Origin of the sequence: Sorangium aterium (assembly GCF_028368935.1) — a bacterium.
GTDB classification, from domain to species: Bacteria; Myxococcota_A; Polyangia; order Polyangiales; family Polyangiaceae; genus Sorangium; species Sorangium atrum.
Genome location: NZ_JAQNDK010000001.1, coordinates 940988 through 957608, shown reverse-complemented (window position 1 = coordinate 957608; position 16621 = coordinate 940988). Strand labels below are relative to the sequence as shown.

The window sequence follows — 16621 nt, the reverse complement described above, 5'->3', positions numbered from 1 at the left end:
CGCTCGACCATGCGCCTGGGCGCAGCCTGACTAGGACGGGCCCTTGCTCCGCTGATGGAGGACGAGCTGCGTCCGGTTCATCCGCTTGACGCCGGCCGCGTCGAGCTCCTCGAGCGCCGCGACGCGTAGGATTTGCTCGCGAGACCACCCGCCTGCCCGGCTGCGCGCGCGGGCAGGCCGACCCGCGGTCGACGGAGCGTCAGGCCGTCGGGTGAATCTCCGAGCTCGCGGCGCGATGGGGAGGCGCCGCCGCGAGCTGGTTGATGTGCACGTGCTGGCTCGGGACGGGGAGCCCCATCTTGCCGAGCTCCTCGCGGATGATCTTGGTCGTGGCGAAGTAGACGTCCCAGTAGTGATCGGTGTGGCAGAAGGGCCGGACGGCCAGCACGGGCCCGGCGAGGGTGAAATCCAGGATCTCGACGCTGGGAGCAGGGGTCTTCGCGACGTTGGGGATGAGCGCGAGGTGCGTCTTGAGCCGGGCGATCGCCGCCTCGTGATCCGCGCCGTGGGCGAGCTGCGCGGTGCAGTCGACGCGGCGGACCGGGTTCGTGCTGAAGTTCTGGATCGTGTCGCTGAAGATCTTGTTGTTGCCCACGATGGTGCGGACGTTGTCGGGCGTGTCGAGGGTCGTCGCGAACAGGCCGATCGAGTGGACGGTGCCCGTCACGCCGCCGGCCGTCACGTAATCCCCGGTCTTGAAGGGGCGCAGGAGGATCATGAAGATGCCGGCCGCGAGGTTCGACAGGAGGCCGGACCATGCCATGCCGACGGCGATGCCGATCGCGGCGAGCAGGCTGGCGAAGGTGGTCGTCTCGACGCCGAAGACGCTGAGCACGGCGATGACGAGCAGGATGTTCAGCAGCACGGACGCCGCCGACTCCAGGTAATGAGCCAGCGTCGTGTCGAGCTTCTTCAGCGCGGAGCTGCGCTGCAGCATCGACAGGAGCCCCCGGACGATCATGCGGCCGATGACCCAGACGAGGATCGCGCCCACGATCTTCCCGCCGACGCTCACCCCGAGCGCTACCCCCATGTCCACGTACCGCTGAACCCTCTCGTCCATCTCAAGCCTCCTGGCGACGTCTGCGTCGCTCGCGGGGGGCCCCGTGCAAGGCGCATGCGCGCCGCGCCTTGCTGGATTCGCCCCCTGGCGGCCAGCTTTATCACACCGGCGGGTCGCTCCGCGAGGGGCGTGACCGAGATTTTCGAGCCTCAGCGCTGCGGCCTGCGGACATCAGGCGGCCGCGGAGCGGATACCTCGTGTAGCGAAGGAGCAACCGGCGGCGGGGACGCACGCGGCGTGCGACGTGCGACGTGCGACGTGCGACGTGCGACGTTGAACGAGCGGCCGACGTGAAGGGGCACAGGAGCAAGCCCATCGCCTGGCGAGTCGCCGCCGAGGTGATGGTCGAGGAGGGGAGAGCGGACGCGGGCCAGCTGCATAGGTGGAGAATGGCGTGGCTTGCGTACGGGGCTGTGAACCGGCTCAGTGAAGACTATGTCCAAAGGCTCTCGGGTTGATCGGGAACTTCAGGCCGATGACCAACCCGTACTCCGTGCCGTAGGAGGGCGCCGTCGCGCCATTTCCCTCGTTGAACGGAAGGGCGAGCCGAAAGCCCGCGTAGGCGATGGGGAGCCCGATGAAGGGGACGATCTGCGCCCCATACGTCCGGGCGTTCGACGTGCCCGAGCCCTCGGTGTACATCGAGAGCTCGGCGCCGATCGGGCCGAACCCACCCTGGAAACCGAGCGCCAACCTCTCGTGGACCGGTCGGTCGGCGACGAGCTGCGCCTGCGCAACGGCGCCTATCCAGACGAACGAGCCTTGTCCGTACCACGCGAAGCTGCCCTCGACGCCGGCGCCCACGGCGTCATCGGCGTTCTCGCGGCCAGTATAGCTGAAGAGGCCGCCCACGCTCACGACCGGATCGCCAGGGCGCCCCACGTTGGGCCAGCCTTCCGCGGGATACACCACGGGGGGAGGGCTCCCCGCGAGGGGCGAGCCGTCCGCCTGCGCCGATGCAGCGCCAACGAGGAGGCAAGAGGCGACAAGAACCGCTGTGGCTGAAGAGTGCTTCATGCATGTGTGATCTAGCCCGTCCAACTCGGCGAGTCACGATGAAGGCGTATGCGCACGGGAGACGCGCTGTGCTAGGCTCGCCGTCGATGGTGCAGCTCTCGCGCGCGGAACAGATCGCGGCGCTCGCGCGCATGATCGCCGCGCTCGACGCCCGGCCGGCGCCGCGCTTCGACGCCTTCGCGGCCCTGTTTCACGGGAAGAGCCTGCGGAAGGGCGAGGCGTTCGTGCGGGCGGGCGAGGCGAGCGACTCGGTGGCGCTCGTCAGCTCCGGCATCGCGAGGATGTTTTACATGCGGAGCGATGGGAAGGAGTTCAACAAGGGGTTCATCTCCGCGCCGGACTTCATGTCGGTGCTGGAGGCGCTGATCACCGGAGAACCCGCCCGGCTGACGATCCAGGCGCTGACCCCGATGCAGCTCTTCGTCGCGCCCTACTCGCGGCTGAGCGAGTTCTGTGAGCACGACATCTACTGGGAGCGGGTGAGCCGGCGGATCGTCGAGCGGGTGTACCTGAAGAAGGTGCGCCGCGAGGCGTCGCTGCTGATGGAACCGGCGGCCGAGCGCTATCGCGCGTTCCTCGCAGAGCACGGGGCCGTGGCGCGCCGCGTGCCCGACTACCACATCGCGGCGTATCTCGGCATCACACCCGAAGCCCTGAGCCGCCTGAAGCGCGCGGCGACCAGGTCCGCTGCTTCTTGACCTAGGTCAAGGTGCGATCTCGCTCCGCTGGTCATGGTCTCCCGCATGACGACGGAACGAACGAAGCGAGACGGCGAGCGCCCAGCAACGGAACCCACGCGCGGCCCGGGGCGCCGCGGAGCGCCGCAGCGCGCGGCCCGAAGGACGGCGCTGATAGCGGGCCTCTCGGTCCTGCTTGCCGGCTCGGCGCTCGTCGCGTGCGGCGCGGCGGCGCCCAGGCTCCACCCCGTGTTCCCCGAGCGCCCGGTGGCAGAAAAACCCAGAGGGAAGATCCTCTTCGTCCTCAGCGCCGCGCGAGAGCAGACGCTCGCGGACAGCTCGAAGCGCGCGACCGGCACCTTCCTCGGCGAGCTCTACGAGCCGTACCTGGCGCTCACCGGCGCGGGGCACGAGGTCGTGTTCGCGACCGACGGAGGCGCCGCCCCGGCGATCGACCCGGAGAGCCTCGATGCGCGGTACTGGGGAGACGGAGCGCGGCGCGCGCAAGCGCAGCGCTTCGTCGAGCGCGCCCCGGAGGTCCGCGCGCCGCTCAGCCTGAAGGCGGCGCGCGCCGCGGCCGACTCGTTCGACGGCATCGTCGTTCCCGGCGGTCAGGGCGTGATGGTCGACCTGCTCGACAACGCGGATCTGCACGCGCTGCTCGCTCACTTTGGCGCGAAACACCAGCCCGTGGGGCTCATCTGCCATGCGCCGGCGGTGCTCACCCGCATGCGGCAGCCGAACCCGCTCAGCGGTCGGACGGTGACGTCGGTCTCGTCATTCGAGGAGGTTTATATCGAGACCTTCGTGATGGGGGCCGACGCCCAGGTCCGGGGCATCGGCGAGCAGCTCGAGGACCACGGCTACGAGCACGAGGCCGCATTCCCGGGGAGCGCCTATGCGCAGCGGGATTGCAACCTCGTGACCAGCCAGAATCCCTTCTCCACCGATCGGTTCAGCGCCCTTTACCTGGAGGCCCTGGCCGACTATCGACGCGGCGCCCGCTGCGCCGAGGATGCCCGCGATGGCCGTCGATAGACCTGCTCGGCGTAGCGCCGGCCATGGCGTCTCCCTGGCCTGTTCTGCCCCCGAGTGATGCGGCGGCTCGCGGCCGAGACCGGCACGCCACGCTCACGAGCGGCAGCAGAGAAGCGAACCGACCAGGTTATCCGAGGGGCTTCGTTTCTCGCCCCTCGACGAACGCGCTCAGGATGGCGCCCGGGGACCTCCATCTCGCTGGTGCTGCTCAACGGCCCGTGATAAGCTCGCTGCGGTCGTTGGGTCGCCAAGCTGGTTCAGACGGCAAGCGAGGCGCGCCGCTCGGGCACACGCCGATATTCAGGAGGAGCAACGTGACCTGCGCTGAACGCCTCGCAGCGGTCCTCTCCGTGTCTCTGCTCGCTGCCTGCGCTCCCACGGCTCCTGATGATGTCGTGGGCGGCGGTGTGCCGAAGCTCGAGCCCTCGGAGCGTGGCGACCTGTTGCGCCATGAGAAGGCAGCCACCCTCACCGGGGAGCAGATCGCGGCCAACGTGCCGGAGTACGACCTCGCCGAGCTCGTGCGATACGATGTGGACGTCTATCGTGTCTATTACTCGTCGGTCTACAAGGACACTCCGGAGGTGCTCTCCGGCCTCGTGATGGTGCCCAGAGCGGCGGGGCCCCTCTCGCACTACCAGTACCACCACGGCACGATGCTGCCGTTTCCGTCGTCGGACGGCGAGGGCAGCCTCGACGCTCCGTCGCTCTACGATGGCTCAGGACCGAAGGACGACGCCAATCAGCTGGAGACCCGCTTCCTCGTCGCGGTTCCGGCGTCTCATGGTTACTTCGTCTCGGCTCCCGACTATGCAGGCTACAATATCACGAGCGATCTGGAGCACACCTATGCGTATCATCCGGAGCTGGCTGCCGTCTCGGTGGACATGATCCTGGCGGCTCAGACGCTCGCCGAACAGCTCGACGTGACGCTGAATGACCGGCTGTTCCTCGCCGGCTGGTCCGAGGGCGGCGGCGCCACGCTCGCGACCCACAAGCTCATCACGGAGGAGCACAGCGACCGCCTGGAGGTGACGGCCAGCGCTCCCTTCGCGGGCCCGTACCACATGAGCCGGTTCTACCGCGAGATCATGACCGCCGAGGGCGAGCTCGACTCTCTCGCCATCTACAACTGGGCCGTTTATAGCGCCAACACGCTCTCCGGGCTGAACATCCCCGCGGAGGAGATCTGGCGCTATCCGGTCGCAGGCGCGCTCGACGCGCTCTCCGTCCAGTCGCAGCGGCCCACGGAGGTGTATCAACGGGGGTTCCTCGACGGGTTCGCCGAGGGGGTGGAGGGCGATTTCCTCGCAATGGTCGCGGAGCGCCAGGATCTTCATGAAGGCTGGACGCCCCGCGGCAAGGTGTTCCTGCACTCCGGAGAGCAGGACGATATCGTGCCGTACTACAACAGCGTGGATACCTACACCGCGCTGCTGGCGGCCGACGCCGACGTCGTGCTGCGCACGTACGCAGGGGACCATTACTCGCCTGCGGAGAGCTACTTTCGCACGATGATGAGCGACTTCGAGGAGCTCCTCGGCCCGCCGCCTTGATCGGGCGCGCTCGCCCGGCTCAGGGTCGTCAGGAGGGGAGGGGAGGCCGCGCAGGACAGCGCCGGGCGCGCGCGGCCTGCGCTCGGCGCTATGCCGTGAGAGACAGGCCGCGCACATACTCGGCGAGCGCCCGCTCGGCGCTGGCCACCGCCTCCCGCGCGCCCGGGAGCTTCGCCGACACGGCCGCGATCCGGTCTTCCTGCTCGCCCAGCGCCTTGAGGTAGCGCTCGTGGAGCGCGTTCCCCGCGGGCACGGCCTTGAGGTTGTTGCGCACGCGCTCCTGCTCCACGCGCAGCGCCGCGAGCTCGGACTCGAGGACCGAGAGCGCCCGCTGCCTCTCGGCGACCGCGGCCCTGAGCTCCGCGAGCCGCGCGAGCGCCGCGCGCAGCGCCTCGGGGATCTCGCGCGACGACAGGTAGACCTCGATCTGCTCGCTCGAGAGGCTCGTGAGCGCGACCGCGTGCGAGATGGGCTGCTCCAGCGATACGGTCACGCGCGCCGTCTCGCCCGCGGCGACCTCGCGCCGGATCCGGTAGCGGTCGCTTGTCGTCTCGACGCCTTCCCTGGGCTCGGCGAGGTCCCAGCCGGCGATGCGCGGGTGCTCGATGAGCACGACGCGCGGCTCGCGCGCCGCGCCCACGATCGTGTAGACCGTCACCTTGCGGGCGGTCCTGACGATCTCGAGCACGCCGCCCTGGATCTTGGCGCGCGAGAACACCTCCTCGCCGCGCTCCTCGCGGTCGATCCGCACCTTCCGGTCCACGGCGAAGCTCACGATCCGCGATTCGCCCGGCGGCAGCGGCGCGAGGCGCGCGTCGCCGACATAGGTGACGACCCCCCGGCTCGAGCGCTCGTAGACCGTCATCGCTCCGGCCGGGAGCGTCGTGTCTTCGTCGTTCCTCAGCCGGACCGAGGCGAGCGGGCTGCGCGCGCTCGCCTCCGGCTGATAGAGCCACAGCCGCTCTGCGGGGATATCGCGCTGGACGATCGGGAGGAGCGCCGTCTGCCCGCTCGCGATCGTGAGCGGCGCCGGGAAGCGGAACACGACCTGCGTCGCCGCCTCCTCGGCCTCCGGCTCCACCTTCGCGATGGGCGCGGCGGTCCCCGCGGCGGGCGCGGGGGCCCCATCGGCGCCGCCGGCGCGGTAACCCATGCGCGGCGCCGCCCTGGCCGCGAGCTCGGCGGCGCCCTTGTCGAGCAGCGGCAGCACCCGCTCGGCGACGTCGACCGGCACCTCCGGGCGAGACACGTAGTAGATCTCGTAGAGCGCCTGGCGGAACGTCACCGGGTCGCCCGACACCAGGGTGAAGTCCACGTTCTGCCAGTCGCCGCCGCTCTGGTTCTCGACGACGGCCCACCCGGTCAGCGCCGCTGTCTTCGTCTGCGCGTCCTCGGGCACCGTGAGCCGATACGTGGTCTTCCAGAGCGGCACCTCGATGACGTAGGCCACCCGGACCACCCGCTCGCCCTCGCCGGCCGTGCGCACGACGAGCTCGCGGCGGTTGCGCTCCCGCCCGCTCGAGAGCCCGACCAGCGCCGCGCCGACCTGCTGGCGCAGCCGCTCCTCGACGAGCTCCACGCTCTCGAGCTCCTCCAGGACGACCTGCTTCAGCGCGCCCTCCGACATCAGCGCGAGCCGGTGCCGCTCCTCCGATCCGCCGTGCGGCAGCGCCGCCTGCGCCGTGGTGACCGCGAGGATCCGCCCGGCGACGGCGCCTTGCAGGCCCCGCGTCCGCACCTCGGCGCCGCGCAGGGCGTTCAGCAGGGCGGGCGCGGACTCGAGCGCGCCCTCGTCGAACGGGAGCTCGCGGAACAGGTCGCGCAGCGGCTCCTTCCCGGGAAGCGTGATATTCCCCGTCACCCCGTGAAGGTCGTAGACGACGATGCTCTTCAATACGTCGTCGACCTGATCGAGCCGCACCTCGAGCCGGAGCTCGGCGTCGCCGCGCACCCGCGCCTCGTACTCGAAATATCCGACTCCGCCCGTCGAGAGCACCACCCGGCGGAGCAGCAGCGTGCCCGACACGGCCCCCGATCGGGCCGGATCCATCGCGGCGGCCCTCAGCGTCGCCGTGGTCCTCAATCCATGGTTCATCGTCGCCTCCCCCGGCGGAGGCGTGCTGTGGCCCCGCCCCGGAGGTGTCCATAACGCCCCTCCGGAGGGCGTCAACGACGGTGGCTGGCCGGGAGATAGGGCGCGGCGCCGCGCGTCAGCCGCGCCCCGAGGCCTCGAGCTGCTTCACGACCGTGAGCGCCTCGTCGACGTGGCGGGTCGCGCGGAGCTGGGAGGAGAAGGCATGTCGAACGATGCCGTCGCGATCGATGACGAACGTCACGCGGCCCGGGAGGAGGCCAAAGAGCGACTTGACGCCGTAGCGCGCGGCGGTCTCTCCGCCAGGGTCGCTGAGCAGCGTCATGGGCAGGCGGTATTTGTCGGCGAATTGCTGGTGAGACCCCGCCGAGTCGGCGCTCACGCCGATGACCTCGGCGCCGGCCTCCGCGAACGCATCGTAATGGTCGCGGAACGCGCACGACTCCGCGGTGCACCCCGGGGTGTCGTCCTTGGGATAGAAGAAGAGGACAACGGTCTTCTTGCCACGGAAGTCGGAGAGCTTCACCGTCTCCTGCTTCTGCGATTGCAGGCTGAAATCAGGGGCGGTCTCACCGACGGACAGGGTGGATTTACCGAGCATGGTGTGTCCTCTACCCGATGCGCCGCGCCGCGTCCAAGGCGCCCAGCGGAGCGCGGCGGCTCTCCGTCGGGCGGGGGCGCGGCGAGCCGGGCTCTCGGCAGGTTCCTTCGAGATTTCCTGCCGTGGCGGCGCCCGCGCGCCGGACCAGGGAGAACTTGAGTAAGCGGTTATGAAGGCGCGCCGCGCGCGTCGGACGCCGGCCGCGGGCCGGCGATCGGGTTACGATGAGCGCCTCATGGCCACCACGTTCGCTGCGTTGATCTTTCGACCCGCCGAGATCCCGGACCGCGCGCTGTCCCAGGGCTTTGCCGTGGCGCTCGGTGGCTGGGGCGTCGCCTCGCCGCGCCTGTTCATCGCGCCGCTCCCCGGCGTGCCCGGGTACTCGGCGGCGTTTTACTCGAGCGGCGAGGCGGCCGGCGGCGGGGACGACGAGCTCGACCACCTCTCCGAGCTCTTCGAGGACGAGCTCTCTCCGCCCGTCGCCGTGCTCGACGCGGCCGCCGAGCTCGGCCACCCCGGCGCGACGCTCTTCGCGCTCGTGTTCTCGGAGGACGTCGTCCACGACGACGGCTGGTGCTTCGAGGCGAGCGGGTTCGTCCGCCATTTCGTGAGGGAAGGGGAGGAGGGTCTCGAGGCGGGCGTGGAGGCGCCCGACCGGAGCGATGTCGTCGAGCTCGACGTCGACCTGCCTGAGGGCGCGACGGCGGCCGAAGAGCGCGATGCCACGGACCGGGCGATCCGGCCGCACCGCGGCTCGACGTTCCTCGCGGCCGAGCTGGGCGCCCCGGTGCTGGGCGCGCTCATGGGGGCCCTGTTCGCGCCCGAGCGCCGCGTCGCCGTGCGCCTCGTCGAGCCGGGGCCGGGGTCGATCGCCGACGAGGTGGCACGGCTCAACCGGGTGCTCCGGCGCGACAGCGGCCGCGGCGCGCCCGCGTCGTCGCCGCCCGTCCGCGGCGTCGCCCCGCCGGCGACGTACACGGCGTTCGCGCGCGCGTACGACTGGGCCGATCCGGCGGATCCGGAGGACCTCTACCGGGAGCTCGCGATCGGCGCCATCGAGGGCACGCTGCGCTTCCTGCGCGAGGACGAGCTCCTCGGCCACGAGCGCGAGCCGGGCTGGGAGGCGGCGGCGGCGCGGCAGCTCTACCCGATCGCGCGGCTCTCGGGCTCGGCGCTCGGCGGCGGCGCGGCGGCGCCCCACCGCGCGATCGTCGCGCTAGGGGCCGACGGCGAGCAGCTCTGGGTCGTCCGCGGCGGCACGAGCGCGGCGCCGGCCGGACCGACGTTCGGCGAGCTCCTGCGCTACCTGTCGCTCGGCTGGTCGCGCCGGAGCGACGCGGAGGAGGACCTCATCGGGGCCCTGATGCTGCGCGCGCGGCTCAGGTCGCTGGGAGGCTGAGCCCGAGCGCCGCTCGCGCTGCTGGCGCGATCAGCAAAAGATATCGTACGCCTCGCGTTCGGCGGCGTGCCGGATCGCGTAGAGGCCGTTGTCGTCCAGGACCAGATGGAGCAGGCCGACGTCTCGCTCGCTGCGGGCGAACACGCTCACGAGGATCCCGCCCTGCCGGACGCCGGCCTCGTAGCGTTCCGCCCAGTGCCTCGGGACGCCCGCGGTCATGAGGATCTCGCGCAGGCCGCCCGTGATCCCGGCGCCGACCGCGCTGGCCACGACCGCGGCCAGCGGGCCGGCGACAACGAACCCGAGGTCGGGGACCACGACGCTCATCGCGACCGCCGCGCCGAACGTCTGTGACGACGGCGCTCCGTCCGGGCTCCGGAAGCACCTGTGGCGTGTCGCGTCGGTCATCAGCAGGCTGACCTCCTGTCGGGTGTAGCCGCAGTCGATGATGCGTTCCGCCGCGGCTTCCGCCTCGTCGTGCGTCTGCACCAGGCCAATTACCAGCTTCTCCATGAAAGAGACCTCCTTCGCGTCGAGCGCGTCCTCGCTCAGGGCCCCGGCGACGGATACCGCACGCTCTGTGCCAATCCGGAATTCTCGCGCCTCGGTGCGTTTGCGCCGATTTCTGTGCCCCTTCCGCTGGAGGAGTGAGGCGGGATGTCGCAGTGCGCCCCCCGGGCCTCACCTTCCGATGTCGACCTCGCCCGTGCCAGCGCGGTTGATTCCATATTTTGCAGTCGATCGGCGCGAGCGCCCCATTTCGGGCGCTCCGTCTGACCAGGTCGTCCGAAGGCCGTGTCCACGGGCGCCTGGGACGGCTTTGGAGCAGGACGGGGCCGGAGGCCGCGTCAGAAGCCGATCGTGTCCTCGACCTGCGCGGGCGGCTTCGTCCCCGTCGGGCGGCCCGCCGCCCCCTCCCGCGGCGTGGCACGGCCGCGCCCCTCCGAGGTGCCGCGCGGCGCCGCCGTCGCACCCGGCCTCCCCGCTGCGCCGGTCCGGACAGCGCTCGCCGGCTGCGCGGTCGCCGCCGTGGCCGCCGGCTGCGCCGTCTCGGCCGCGGGCGTCGCGCTCGCGGGCTCTGCCGGCACCGGCGCGGCGGCGCTCGCCGGCGCCGGCACCACCGGCTGCGCCGGGACGGGCGCGGCCTGCCGGGCCGGAGCCTCCGACGAGGGGGTCACCTCGGCCGTGGGCGTTCGCTTCGTCGCCAGGAAGACGACCGCCGCCACGAGCGCTCCGAACGCGAGCGCGGCCGCCAGGATGGCCGGCGCCCATCTCCGGGCCCCGTCCGTCCCCGAGGTCGCCATGCCGGCGAGCGTCCGCCCCGGCGCGCCGTCCGTCGAGAGCCGCGCGCCCGGCGCCGACGACGGCGGCGTGCCGGTCGTCGAGAGCCGCGCGCCCGGCGCCGGCGGCAGCGGCGTCGGCTCCCCGAACAGCACCGGCTGCGACGCGCTCCCGTGGTGGGAGCGCTCCCCCGCGGACGAGGGCTCGGTCGTGAACGCCGTGCGCCCGATCCCGAGGACCGCGCGCTCCAGCGCCTCCGCCATCTGCCGCGCCGACGCGAAGCGCGCCGCGGGATCGTGCGCCAGCGCCTTCTTCATCCAGGCGTCGATCGCCGGAGAGAGCTCCGGCCTCACCTCGCTCGGCGGCGTGAAGATCCCGGTGTGCAGCACCACCGACAGCGCGCCCAGCGTCTCGCCCCGGAACGGGACCTGCTCGGTGAGCGCGTGGTAGGCGACCACCGCGAGCCCCCAGAGATCCGCGCGGAAGTCGACGTGCTTCGCGCTGAGCAGCTGCTCGGGGCTCATGTAGAGCGGCGTGCCCAGCACGCTCCCGGTCGACGTCATGCCGAGCTCGCCGTGGACCCGCTTGGCCACCCCGAAGTCGAGCACCTTCACGAACAGCTCGCCCTCGACGTCGAGCAGGAAGATGTTGTCCGGCTTGATGTCGCGGTGGACGATCCCGACCTGATGCGCCCGGCCGAGCGCCTTGGCCGTCTGCGACACGATCGTCGTGACCTCGACGGGCGGCAGCGCGCCCAGCCGCTGCATGCGGCTCTTGAGGTCCTCGCCCTCGAGGAGCTCCATCACGATGAACGGCACCCCGTCCGTCGTGACGCCGTGGTCGAAGACCTGCGCGACGTGCGGGCTCTTGATCTGCGCGGCCGCCATCGCCTCCCGCCGGAAGCGCTCCACGAAGCCGGTCTGGTCCGCGTAGGCCGGCGCCATGAACTTCACCGCCACCTGCGTCCCGAGCGCGAGGTGATCGGCCACCCACACGCTCCCCATCGCCCCCTTCCCGAGCTCGCGCGCCAGCCTGAGCGTGCTCGTCACCTGCTGTCCGGGGTTCATCGGGGGGTCCCTCTTCGATCGGCCGGGCCGACGGCCCTGGGGAGGCGTCCTGTGCGGGCGGCGCGGCGCTCTGGTGTTGGCGCGTGTCGGAGCGTGTCGGCGCGCACAGCGTACAACAAACACCCCGGACCGTCACCACCGAGCGCTCGCGCCGCGCACTTGACGGGAGGTCTCGGATAAGCTGGCACCATGCGCGAGGGCACGCTGGTCGCAGGCCGGTTCGAGGTGCACCGCCTTGCCGGCGCCGGCGGGATGGGCACGGTCTACCGGGCGATCGACCAGCTGACCGGGCGCCCCGTCGCGCTCAAGGTCGCGCCCCCGGAGCTCGCCGCCCGCTTCCGGCGCGAGGCGCGCATGCTCGAGGCCGTGCAGCACCCGCTCATCGTGCAGCACATCGCGCACGGCACGGGCGACGACGGCGCCCTGTGGCTCGCGATGGAGTGGCTCGAGGGCGTCACGCTCGACGCGCGCCTAGGGGAGGGGGCGCTCCCCGTGGCCGACGCGCTGCTCGTCGCGCACCAGATCGCGGAGGCGCTCGCCGCGATCCACGCCATCGGGATCACGCACCGCGATCTCAAGCCGAGCAACGTGCTCCTGCGCGAAGGCAGGGTCGACGGCGTCGTCCTGCTCGACTTCGGCGTCGCCCGGGCGGCGGCGTCGACCTCGCTCGTCACGGAGGCCAGCTCGCTCGTCGGGTCGCTCGGCTACGTGGCGCCCGAGCAGGCGCGCGGCGACGCCGAGGTCGACGCGCGCGCCGACGTCTTCGGGCTCGGCGTCGTGCTCTTCGAGTGCCTCGCCGGCCAGCGCCCCTTCGCGGCCGACGACCCGCTCGCCGAGGTGTGCCGCATCCTCCTCGAGGAGGCGCCGCGCCTCGTCGAGCGGCGCCCGGACGTGCCGCCCTTCATCGACGAGCTCGTCGCGCGCCTCCTGGCGAAGGACCCGGCGGCGCGCCCCGCGGACGGCCGCGCGGCGGCGGCCGCCCTCGCGGAGGCGCGCGCCCTGCTCGCGCGCGCGTCCAGCGCGGGCGCGGACGGCGCGCCGGCGTCGGTCACCGACGACGAGCGGCGGCTCGTCAGCGTCGTCCTCGTCGATCTGGGCGCCGCGGACCCGGAGCCGGCGAGCGATCGCGGCGTCGAGCGGATCGTCGCGGACCTCGCCGAGGCGTTCGGCGGCGAGCGCGTGCGGCTCCCGGGCGGCACGCGCATGGTGCTCCTGTCCTCGCAGACCGACGAGGTGTTCTCCGGCCGCGGCGGCGCCGGCACGATGGCCGCCTTCGACCTCGCGGCGCGCGCCGCGCAGTGCGCGCTCGCGCTGAAGGCGCGCCTGCCCGGGCGCCCGGTCGCGCTCGCCACGGGCCGCGCGCAGGTGGGCGAGCGCCTGCCCGCGGGCGACGTGATCGACCGCGCGGTCGCCCGCCTCCGCGAGGCCGAGGGCGACGTGCGCATCGACGAGGTCACGGCCGGGCTCGCGGCGCCGCGCTTCGAGGTGATCGGCGACGGCCCCTCGTTCCTGCTGAAGGGCGAGCGCGACGGCACCGAGCCCGAGCGCACGCTCTTCGGCCGCGTCACCTCGTTCGTCGGGCGCGACCGCGAGCTCGCGACGCTGCGCGGCCTCTTCGAGCAGAGCGCCGACGAGCCCGTGGCGCGCGCCGCGCTGGTCCTCGGCGAGGCGGGCATCGGCAAGACGCGCCTGCGCTGCGAGCTCGTCCGCGCCGTGCGCGAGCGCGACGCGCGCGCGTCGGTCTACGTGGCGCGGGGCGACCCCCTCGGCGCGGGCGCGCCGTTCGGCATGCTGGGCGAGATCGTCCTCGCGGCCGCCGGCTGCCTGCCCGGCGAGGCGCTCGAGGCGCGCCGCGTCAAGATCCGCGAGCACGTCGCGCGGGCCCTGCCCGCGCCAGCCGACGACGCCCCGCGCGTCGCCTGGTACCTCGGCGAGATCGCGGGCACGCCGTTCGACGACCCCGACGTGGAGCTGCGCGCCGCCCGCGGGGACGCTGTCGCCGTGAGCGAGCAGGCCCGCCGCGCCGTGCTCGAGTGGCTCGCGGCGCGCTGCGGCGAGGGGCCGGTCGTTGTGGTGCTCGAGGACATGCACTGGAGCGATCACGCCTCGCTCTCGCTGCTGGACGAGGCGCTCCAGGTGCTCTCGGATCGCCCGCTCCTCGTGCTCGGCTTCGCGCGCCACAGCGTGATGGAGACGTTCCCCGGCCTCTGGGGCTCGCGCGGGGTGCAGCACATCAAGCTCGGCGCGCTCAGCCAGCGGGCGGCCGAGCGGCTCGTCCGCAGCGTGTTCGGCGAGGAGCTCGCGCTGCCCGAGGTGGCGCGGCTCGTCGAGCACGCGGACGGCCACCCCTTCTTCCTCGAGGAGCTTATGCGCGCGCGCGCGGAGGGCCGGAGCGACATGCCGCCCACGGTCGTGGCCCTGATGCACGCGCGCATCGAGGCGCTGCCGGCCGAGGCGCGGCGTACGCTGCGGGCGGCGAGCCTGTTCGGCGGCAGCTTCTGGCCCGAGGGCGTGCGGCAGCTGCTCGGCGCCGGCACCTCGGCCGAGTCGCTCGACCGCTGGCTCAAGAGCCTGCTCTCGGAGGAGCTCGTCGCCCGGCGCGGCGTGTCGCGCTACCCGGGGCACGACGAGCTCACGTTCCGTCACGCCCTGGTGCGCGACGCCGCCTACGGGATGCTCACGGACGGCGATCGCGCGGCCGGCCACCGGGCTGCGGCGCGCTGGCTGCGCTCGGTGGGCGAGACCGACGAGCGGGTGCTGGCCGAGCACGCCGAGCGGGGCGGCGACGCCCCCACGGACAACGAGGGCCTCGTCGCCCGCGGCCCTGCGCAGGACCGCGCGCGGGAAGGCAGCGGAGGCGGAGCCGGACAAGGGCGCCCCCCGGAGCGCAAATCAGAGCGTGAACGGAACGAAGCGCAAGGGGGCCAAGGTTGATGAAGTTACATTGACGTGATAACCCGCCGCCCAGAGCAGTGAGCATGGATTCGTCTGATCTGGGCACCGTCGGTCCCTACGAGCTGCTGTTGCAGCTGGCCAAGGGCGGCATGGCCGAGGTCTTCATCGCGCGTCGCGCCTGCGCTGCAGGCCGAGGGGACGCGAGCGGCGCGGGCGGTGCGGCGGGGGCGGGCTGCGCGGGTCTGGAGCGCGAGTCGCTCGTGGCGGTGAAGCGGATCCGGGCCGATCTGCGGTACGAGTCGAGCTATTCGTCCATGCTCTTCGACGAGGCGGGCATCGCGTCGCGCGTCGCGAGCCCCCATTTCGTGCCCGTCCTCGATTACGGTCTCGACGACGGGGCGCCGTACATCGTCATGGAGCTCGTCGTGGGGGTCACCCTCAAGCACCTCACCCGGGCACCCGAGGCGCTCGGGGTCGGCGACGCGATCGAGCTCATCGCGCAGGCCGCCGAGGGGCTCCACGCCGCGCACGAGGCGCGCGACAGCTCGGGGGAGCTGCTCCAGGTGATCCACCGGGACATCTCGCCCTCCAACGTCCTTGTCGGGGTCGACGGCCGGGCGTCCATCTGCGATCTCGGGCTCGCGTATGCCCTGCGCCGCACGACGCGGACGAAGACCGGGATGGTGAAGGGGAAGCTGAGCTATTTCTCGCCGGAGCAGGCGAATGCGCGGCCGCTGGATCGGCGCTCGGACGTGTTCTCGCTCGGGGTCGTGGCGTGGGAGGTGCTGGCGGGCAGGCGGCTGTTCGCCGGCAGCAACATGGTCTCGACCCTCCACGCCGTCCTGGAGCGCGAGGTGCCGCCGCTCTCGAGCGAGCGCGAGGGCGTGAGCCAGGCCGTCACGGCCGCCGTCGCGCGGGCGATCGAGCGCGATCGCGACGCGCGCTGGCCCACGGCGGCCGATTTCGCGCGGGCGCTCCGGGCCGCGGCCGAGGAGGAGGGGCACGCGGCGTCGCGCGACGCCATCGGCGCGCGGGTCGCCGAGGTGCTCCCGGCGCCGCTGAAGCCGCTCGCGCCGTCCTACGCCCCGGGCGGGCCGCGGGTCACGAAGGAGATCATCGCCGCCTTGCAGTCGATGCGCGCGGCGGCGTCGGTGGGCGAGGGGGAATCGGGCGGGCTCCTGGAACAGGGGCGGCCCTCGCGCGGCTGAGCGCGCCGCTGCGGTTCCGGCGTCCGCGGGGGAGCCCGGAGCGTCGGTATGCGTTCAACACCATAATCTCGTTCAGCTGCACGACCGTGGTGCGGCGTCTGCTCCTGTTGACGCGTCGCTCCGGAGGAGCTCCGCCGGCCTTGTCCTCCCTCGGGTCGGCGGACGCGCGCGGAACGGTCGATAGGCGTTGACATCGGGCATGTGAGCGTTCACATTGCAGAGGTATCCTTTCGCTTTGCTCTGGGTGGGTCGCCATGCGCATTGCGAGCTGCGTGGTCGGGTATCGGGTCGAGCCTGGTGCCGGTCGCGTTCGGTCGTTGCGCAGATGATTGCCGAACGATGGCGATCGGCGTTTCGCCAGGAGCGAGCCACCGGAGAACGCGACAGACCTCGGTTGTTCCACGATTGTCGTGAAAAATCATGGATGCTGTTCACCGGTAGCATCGGTGCGCAGGGGGTGGTCCGCGCGAGCGTAGCTACCTCGATGGTCGTGTCACCGCAGGCCACAAGCATCTTGTCATCGTCGTCGCTGATGCCTGCATTGTGAGTCGTTTCCTTACCATCCCGACGGGAGGCCAAATGGCGTTGATGACGAGAGGCAGCGGCGGGTGATGGAGGAGCAGTTCACGATGTTCCGGAGCCACGAGAACGTCGAAGGCATCGCGCTCTCGGGCTACGTCCATGGCACGACGTGGGGGAGGGACTCGGCCTCATCCGTGATGGCCAG

The 16621-nt window shown here is 72.1% G+C and carries 12 protein-coding genes; 6 read left to right on the top strand and 6 right to left on the bottom strand.

All coding sequences use genetic code 11. The annotated features are described in order from the left end of the window. Nucleotides 1-199: 199 nt before the first annotated feature. Nucleotides 200-1063 (bottom strand): mechanosensitive ion channel family protein, encoded by an 864-nt coding sequence (locus POL72_RS03345; protein ID WP_272093535.1) that lies wholly within the window; start codon nucleotides 1061-1063, stop codon nucleotides 200-202. 423 nt (nucleotides 1064-1486) lie between these two features. After that, nucleotides 1487-1975, bottom strand: a complete 489-nt coding sequence (locus tag POL72_RS03340; protein ID WP_272093534.1) for a hypothetical protein — start codon at nucleotides 1973-1975, stop codon at nucleotides 1487-1489. Between the two features lie 191 nt (nucleotides 1976-2166). Between POL72_RS03340 and POL72_RS03335 the strand changes: the two genes are divergently transcribed. The 3 genes from POL72_RS03335 to POL72_RS03325 all read left to right on the top strand — a co-directional run bounded on the left by POL72_RS03335 (nucleotide 2167) and on the right by POL72_RS03325 (nucleotide 5351). After that, nucleotides 2167-2778 (top strand): Crp/Fnr family transcriptional regulator, encoded by a 612-nt coding sequence (locus tag POL72_RS03335; protein ID WP_272093533.1) that lies wholly within the window; start codon nucleotides 2167-2169, stop codon nucleotides 2776-2778. A 45-nt stretch (nucleotides 2779-2823) separates the two neighbouring features. After that, nucleotides 2824-3795: a type 1 glutamine amidotransferase domain-containing protein gene (locus POL72_RS03330; protein WP_272093532.1), complete on the top strand. Its 972-nt coding sequence runs from the start codon at nucleotides 2824-2826 to the stop codon at nucleotides 3793-3795. Between the two features lie 314 nt (nucleotides 3796-4109). Then, nucleotides 4110-5351 carry an alpha/beta hydrolase family protein gene (locus POL72_RS03325; protein WP_272093531.1) on the top strand — a complete coding sequence of 414 codons (1242 nt, stop codon included), beginning with the start codon at nucleotides 4110-4112 and terminating at the stop codon, nucleotides 5349-5351. An 88-nt stretch (nucleotides 5352-5439) separates the two neighbouring features. On the opposite strand, the gene POL72_RS03320 is transcribed toward POL72_RS03325, so the two are convergent. After that, the gene (locus tag POL72_RS03320; protein ID WP_272093530.1) at nucleotides 5440-7446 is read right to left on the bottom strand and encodes a DUF4139 domain-containing protein; all 2007 of its coding nucleotides are present in this window, start codon (nucleotides 7444-7446) and stop codon (nucleotides 5440-5442) included. 115 nt (nucleotides 7447-7561) lie between these two features. After that, a complete protein-coding gene (locus POL72_RS03315; protein ID WP_272093529.1) occupies nucleotides 7562-8044 on the bottom strand; it encodes a peroxiredoxin in 483 nt (160 codons plus the stop codon). 235 nt (nucleotides 8045-8279) lie between these two features. Here POL72_RS03315 and POL72_RS03310 point away from each other — a divergent pair, with 235 nt between their 5' ends. Continuing rightward, the gene (locus POL72_RS03310; protein WP_272093528.1) at nucleotides 8280-9443 is read left to right on the top strand and encodes a hypothetical protein; all 1164 of its coding nucleotides are present in this window, start codon (nucleotides 8280-8282) and stop codon (nucleotides 9441-9443) included. A gap of 30 nt (nucleotides 9444-9473) precedes the next feature. Here the strand turns inward: POL72_RS03310 and POL72_RS03305 are convergent, their stop codons facing one another. Both POL72_RS03305 and POL72_RS03300 read right to left on the bottom strand, forming a co-directional pair. Next, nucleotides 9474-9956, bottom strand: coding sequence for a hypothetical protein (locus POL72_RS03305; protein ID WP_272093527.1), 483 nt, complete (start codon nucleotides 9954-9956; stop codon nucleotides 9474-9476). A 335-nt stretch (nucleotides 9957-10291) separates the two neighbouring features. Continuing rightward, the gene (locus tag POL72_RS03300; protein ID WP_272093526.1) at nucleotides 10292-11791 is read right to left on the bottom strand and encodes a serine/threonine-protein kinase; all 1500 of its coding nucleotides are present in this window, start codon (nucleotides 11789-11791) and stop codon (nucleotides 10292-10294) included. A 189-nt stretch (nucleotides 11792-11980) separates the two neighbouring features. Here POL72_RS03300 and POL72_RS03295 point away from each other — a divergent pair, with 189 nt between their 5' ends. Beyond that, nucleotides 11981-14725, top strand: a complete 2745-nt coding sequence (locus tag POL72_RS03295; protein ID WP_272093525.1) for a serine/threonine-protein kinase — start codon at nucleotides 11981-11983, stop codon at nucleotides 14723-14725. Nucleotides 14726-14769: 44 nt separating this feature from the next. Then, on the top strand, nucleotides 14770-15894 hold the full coding sequence (locus tag POL72_RS03290) for a serine/threonine-protein kinase (protein WP_272093524.1): 1125 nt from the start codon (nucleotides 14770-14772) through the stop codon (nucleotides 15892-15894). Nucleotides 15895-16621 lie beyond the last annotated feature (727 nt).

Excerpts from the sequence above, each read along its gene's own strand:
- POL72_RS03310 (WP_272093528.1), top strand. The coding sequence starts at position 8,280 with ATGGCCACCACGTTCGCTGCGTTGATCTTTCGACCCGCCGAGATCCCG.
- POL72_RS03330 (WP_272093532.1), top strand. The coding sequence starts at position 2,824 with ATGACGACGGAACGAACGAAGCGAGACGGCGAGCGCCCAGCAACGGAA.
- POL72_RS03305 (WP_272093527.1), bottom strand. The coding sequence starts at position 9,956 with ATGGAGAAGCTGGTAATTGGCCTGGTGCAGACGCACGACGAGGCGGAA.
- POL72_RS03335 (WP_272093533.1), top strand. The coding sequence starts at position 2,167 with ATGGTGCAGCTCTCGCGCGCGGAACAGATCGCGGCGCTCGCGCGCATG.
- POL72_RS03300 (WP_272093526.1), bottom strand. The coding sequence starts at position 11,791 with ATGAACCCCGGACAGCAGGTGACGAGCACGCTCAGGCTGGCGCGCGAG.
- POL72_RS03295 (WP_272093525.1), top strand. The coding sequence starts at position 11,981 with ATGCGCGAGGGCACGCTGGTCGCAGGCCGGTTCGAGGTGCACCGCCTT.
- POL72_RS03290 (WP_272093524.1), top strand. The coding sequence starts at position 14,770 with ATGGATTCGTCTGATCTGGGCACCGTCGGTCCCTACGAGCTGCTGTTG.
- POL72_RS03315 (WP_272093529.1), bottom strand. The coding sequence starts at position 8,044 with ATGCTCGGTAAATCCACCCTGTCCGTCGGTGAGACCGCCCCTGATTTC.
- POL72_RS03345 (WP_272093535.1), bottom strand. The coding sequence starts at position 1,063 with ATGGACGAGAGGGTTCAGCGGTACGTGGACATGGGGGTAGCGCTCGGG.
- POL72_RS03320 (WP_272093530.1), bottom strand. The coding sequence starts at position 7,446 with ATGAACCATGGATTGAGGACCACGGCGACGCTGAGGGCCGCCGCGATG.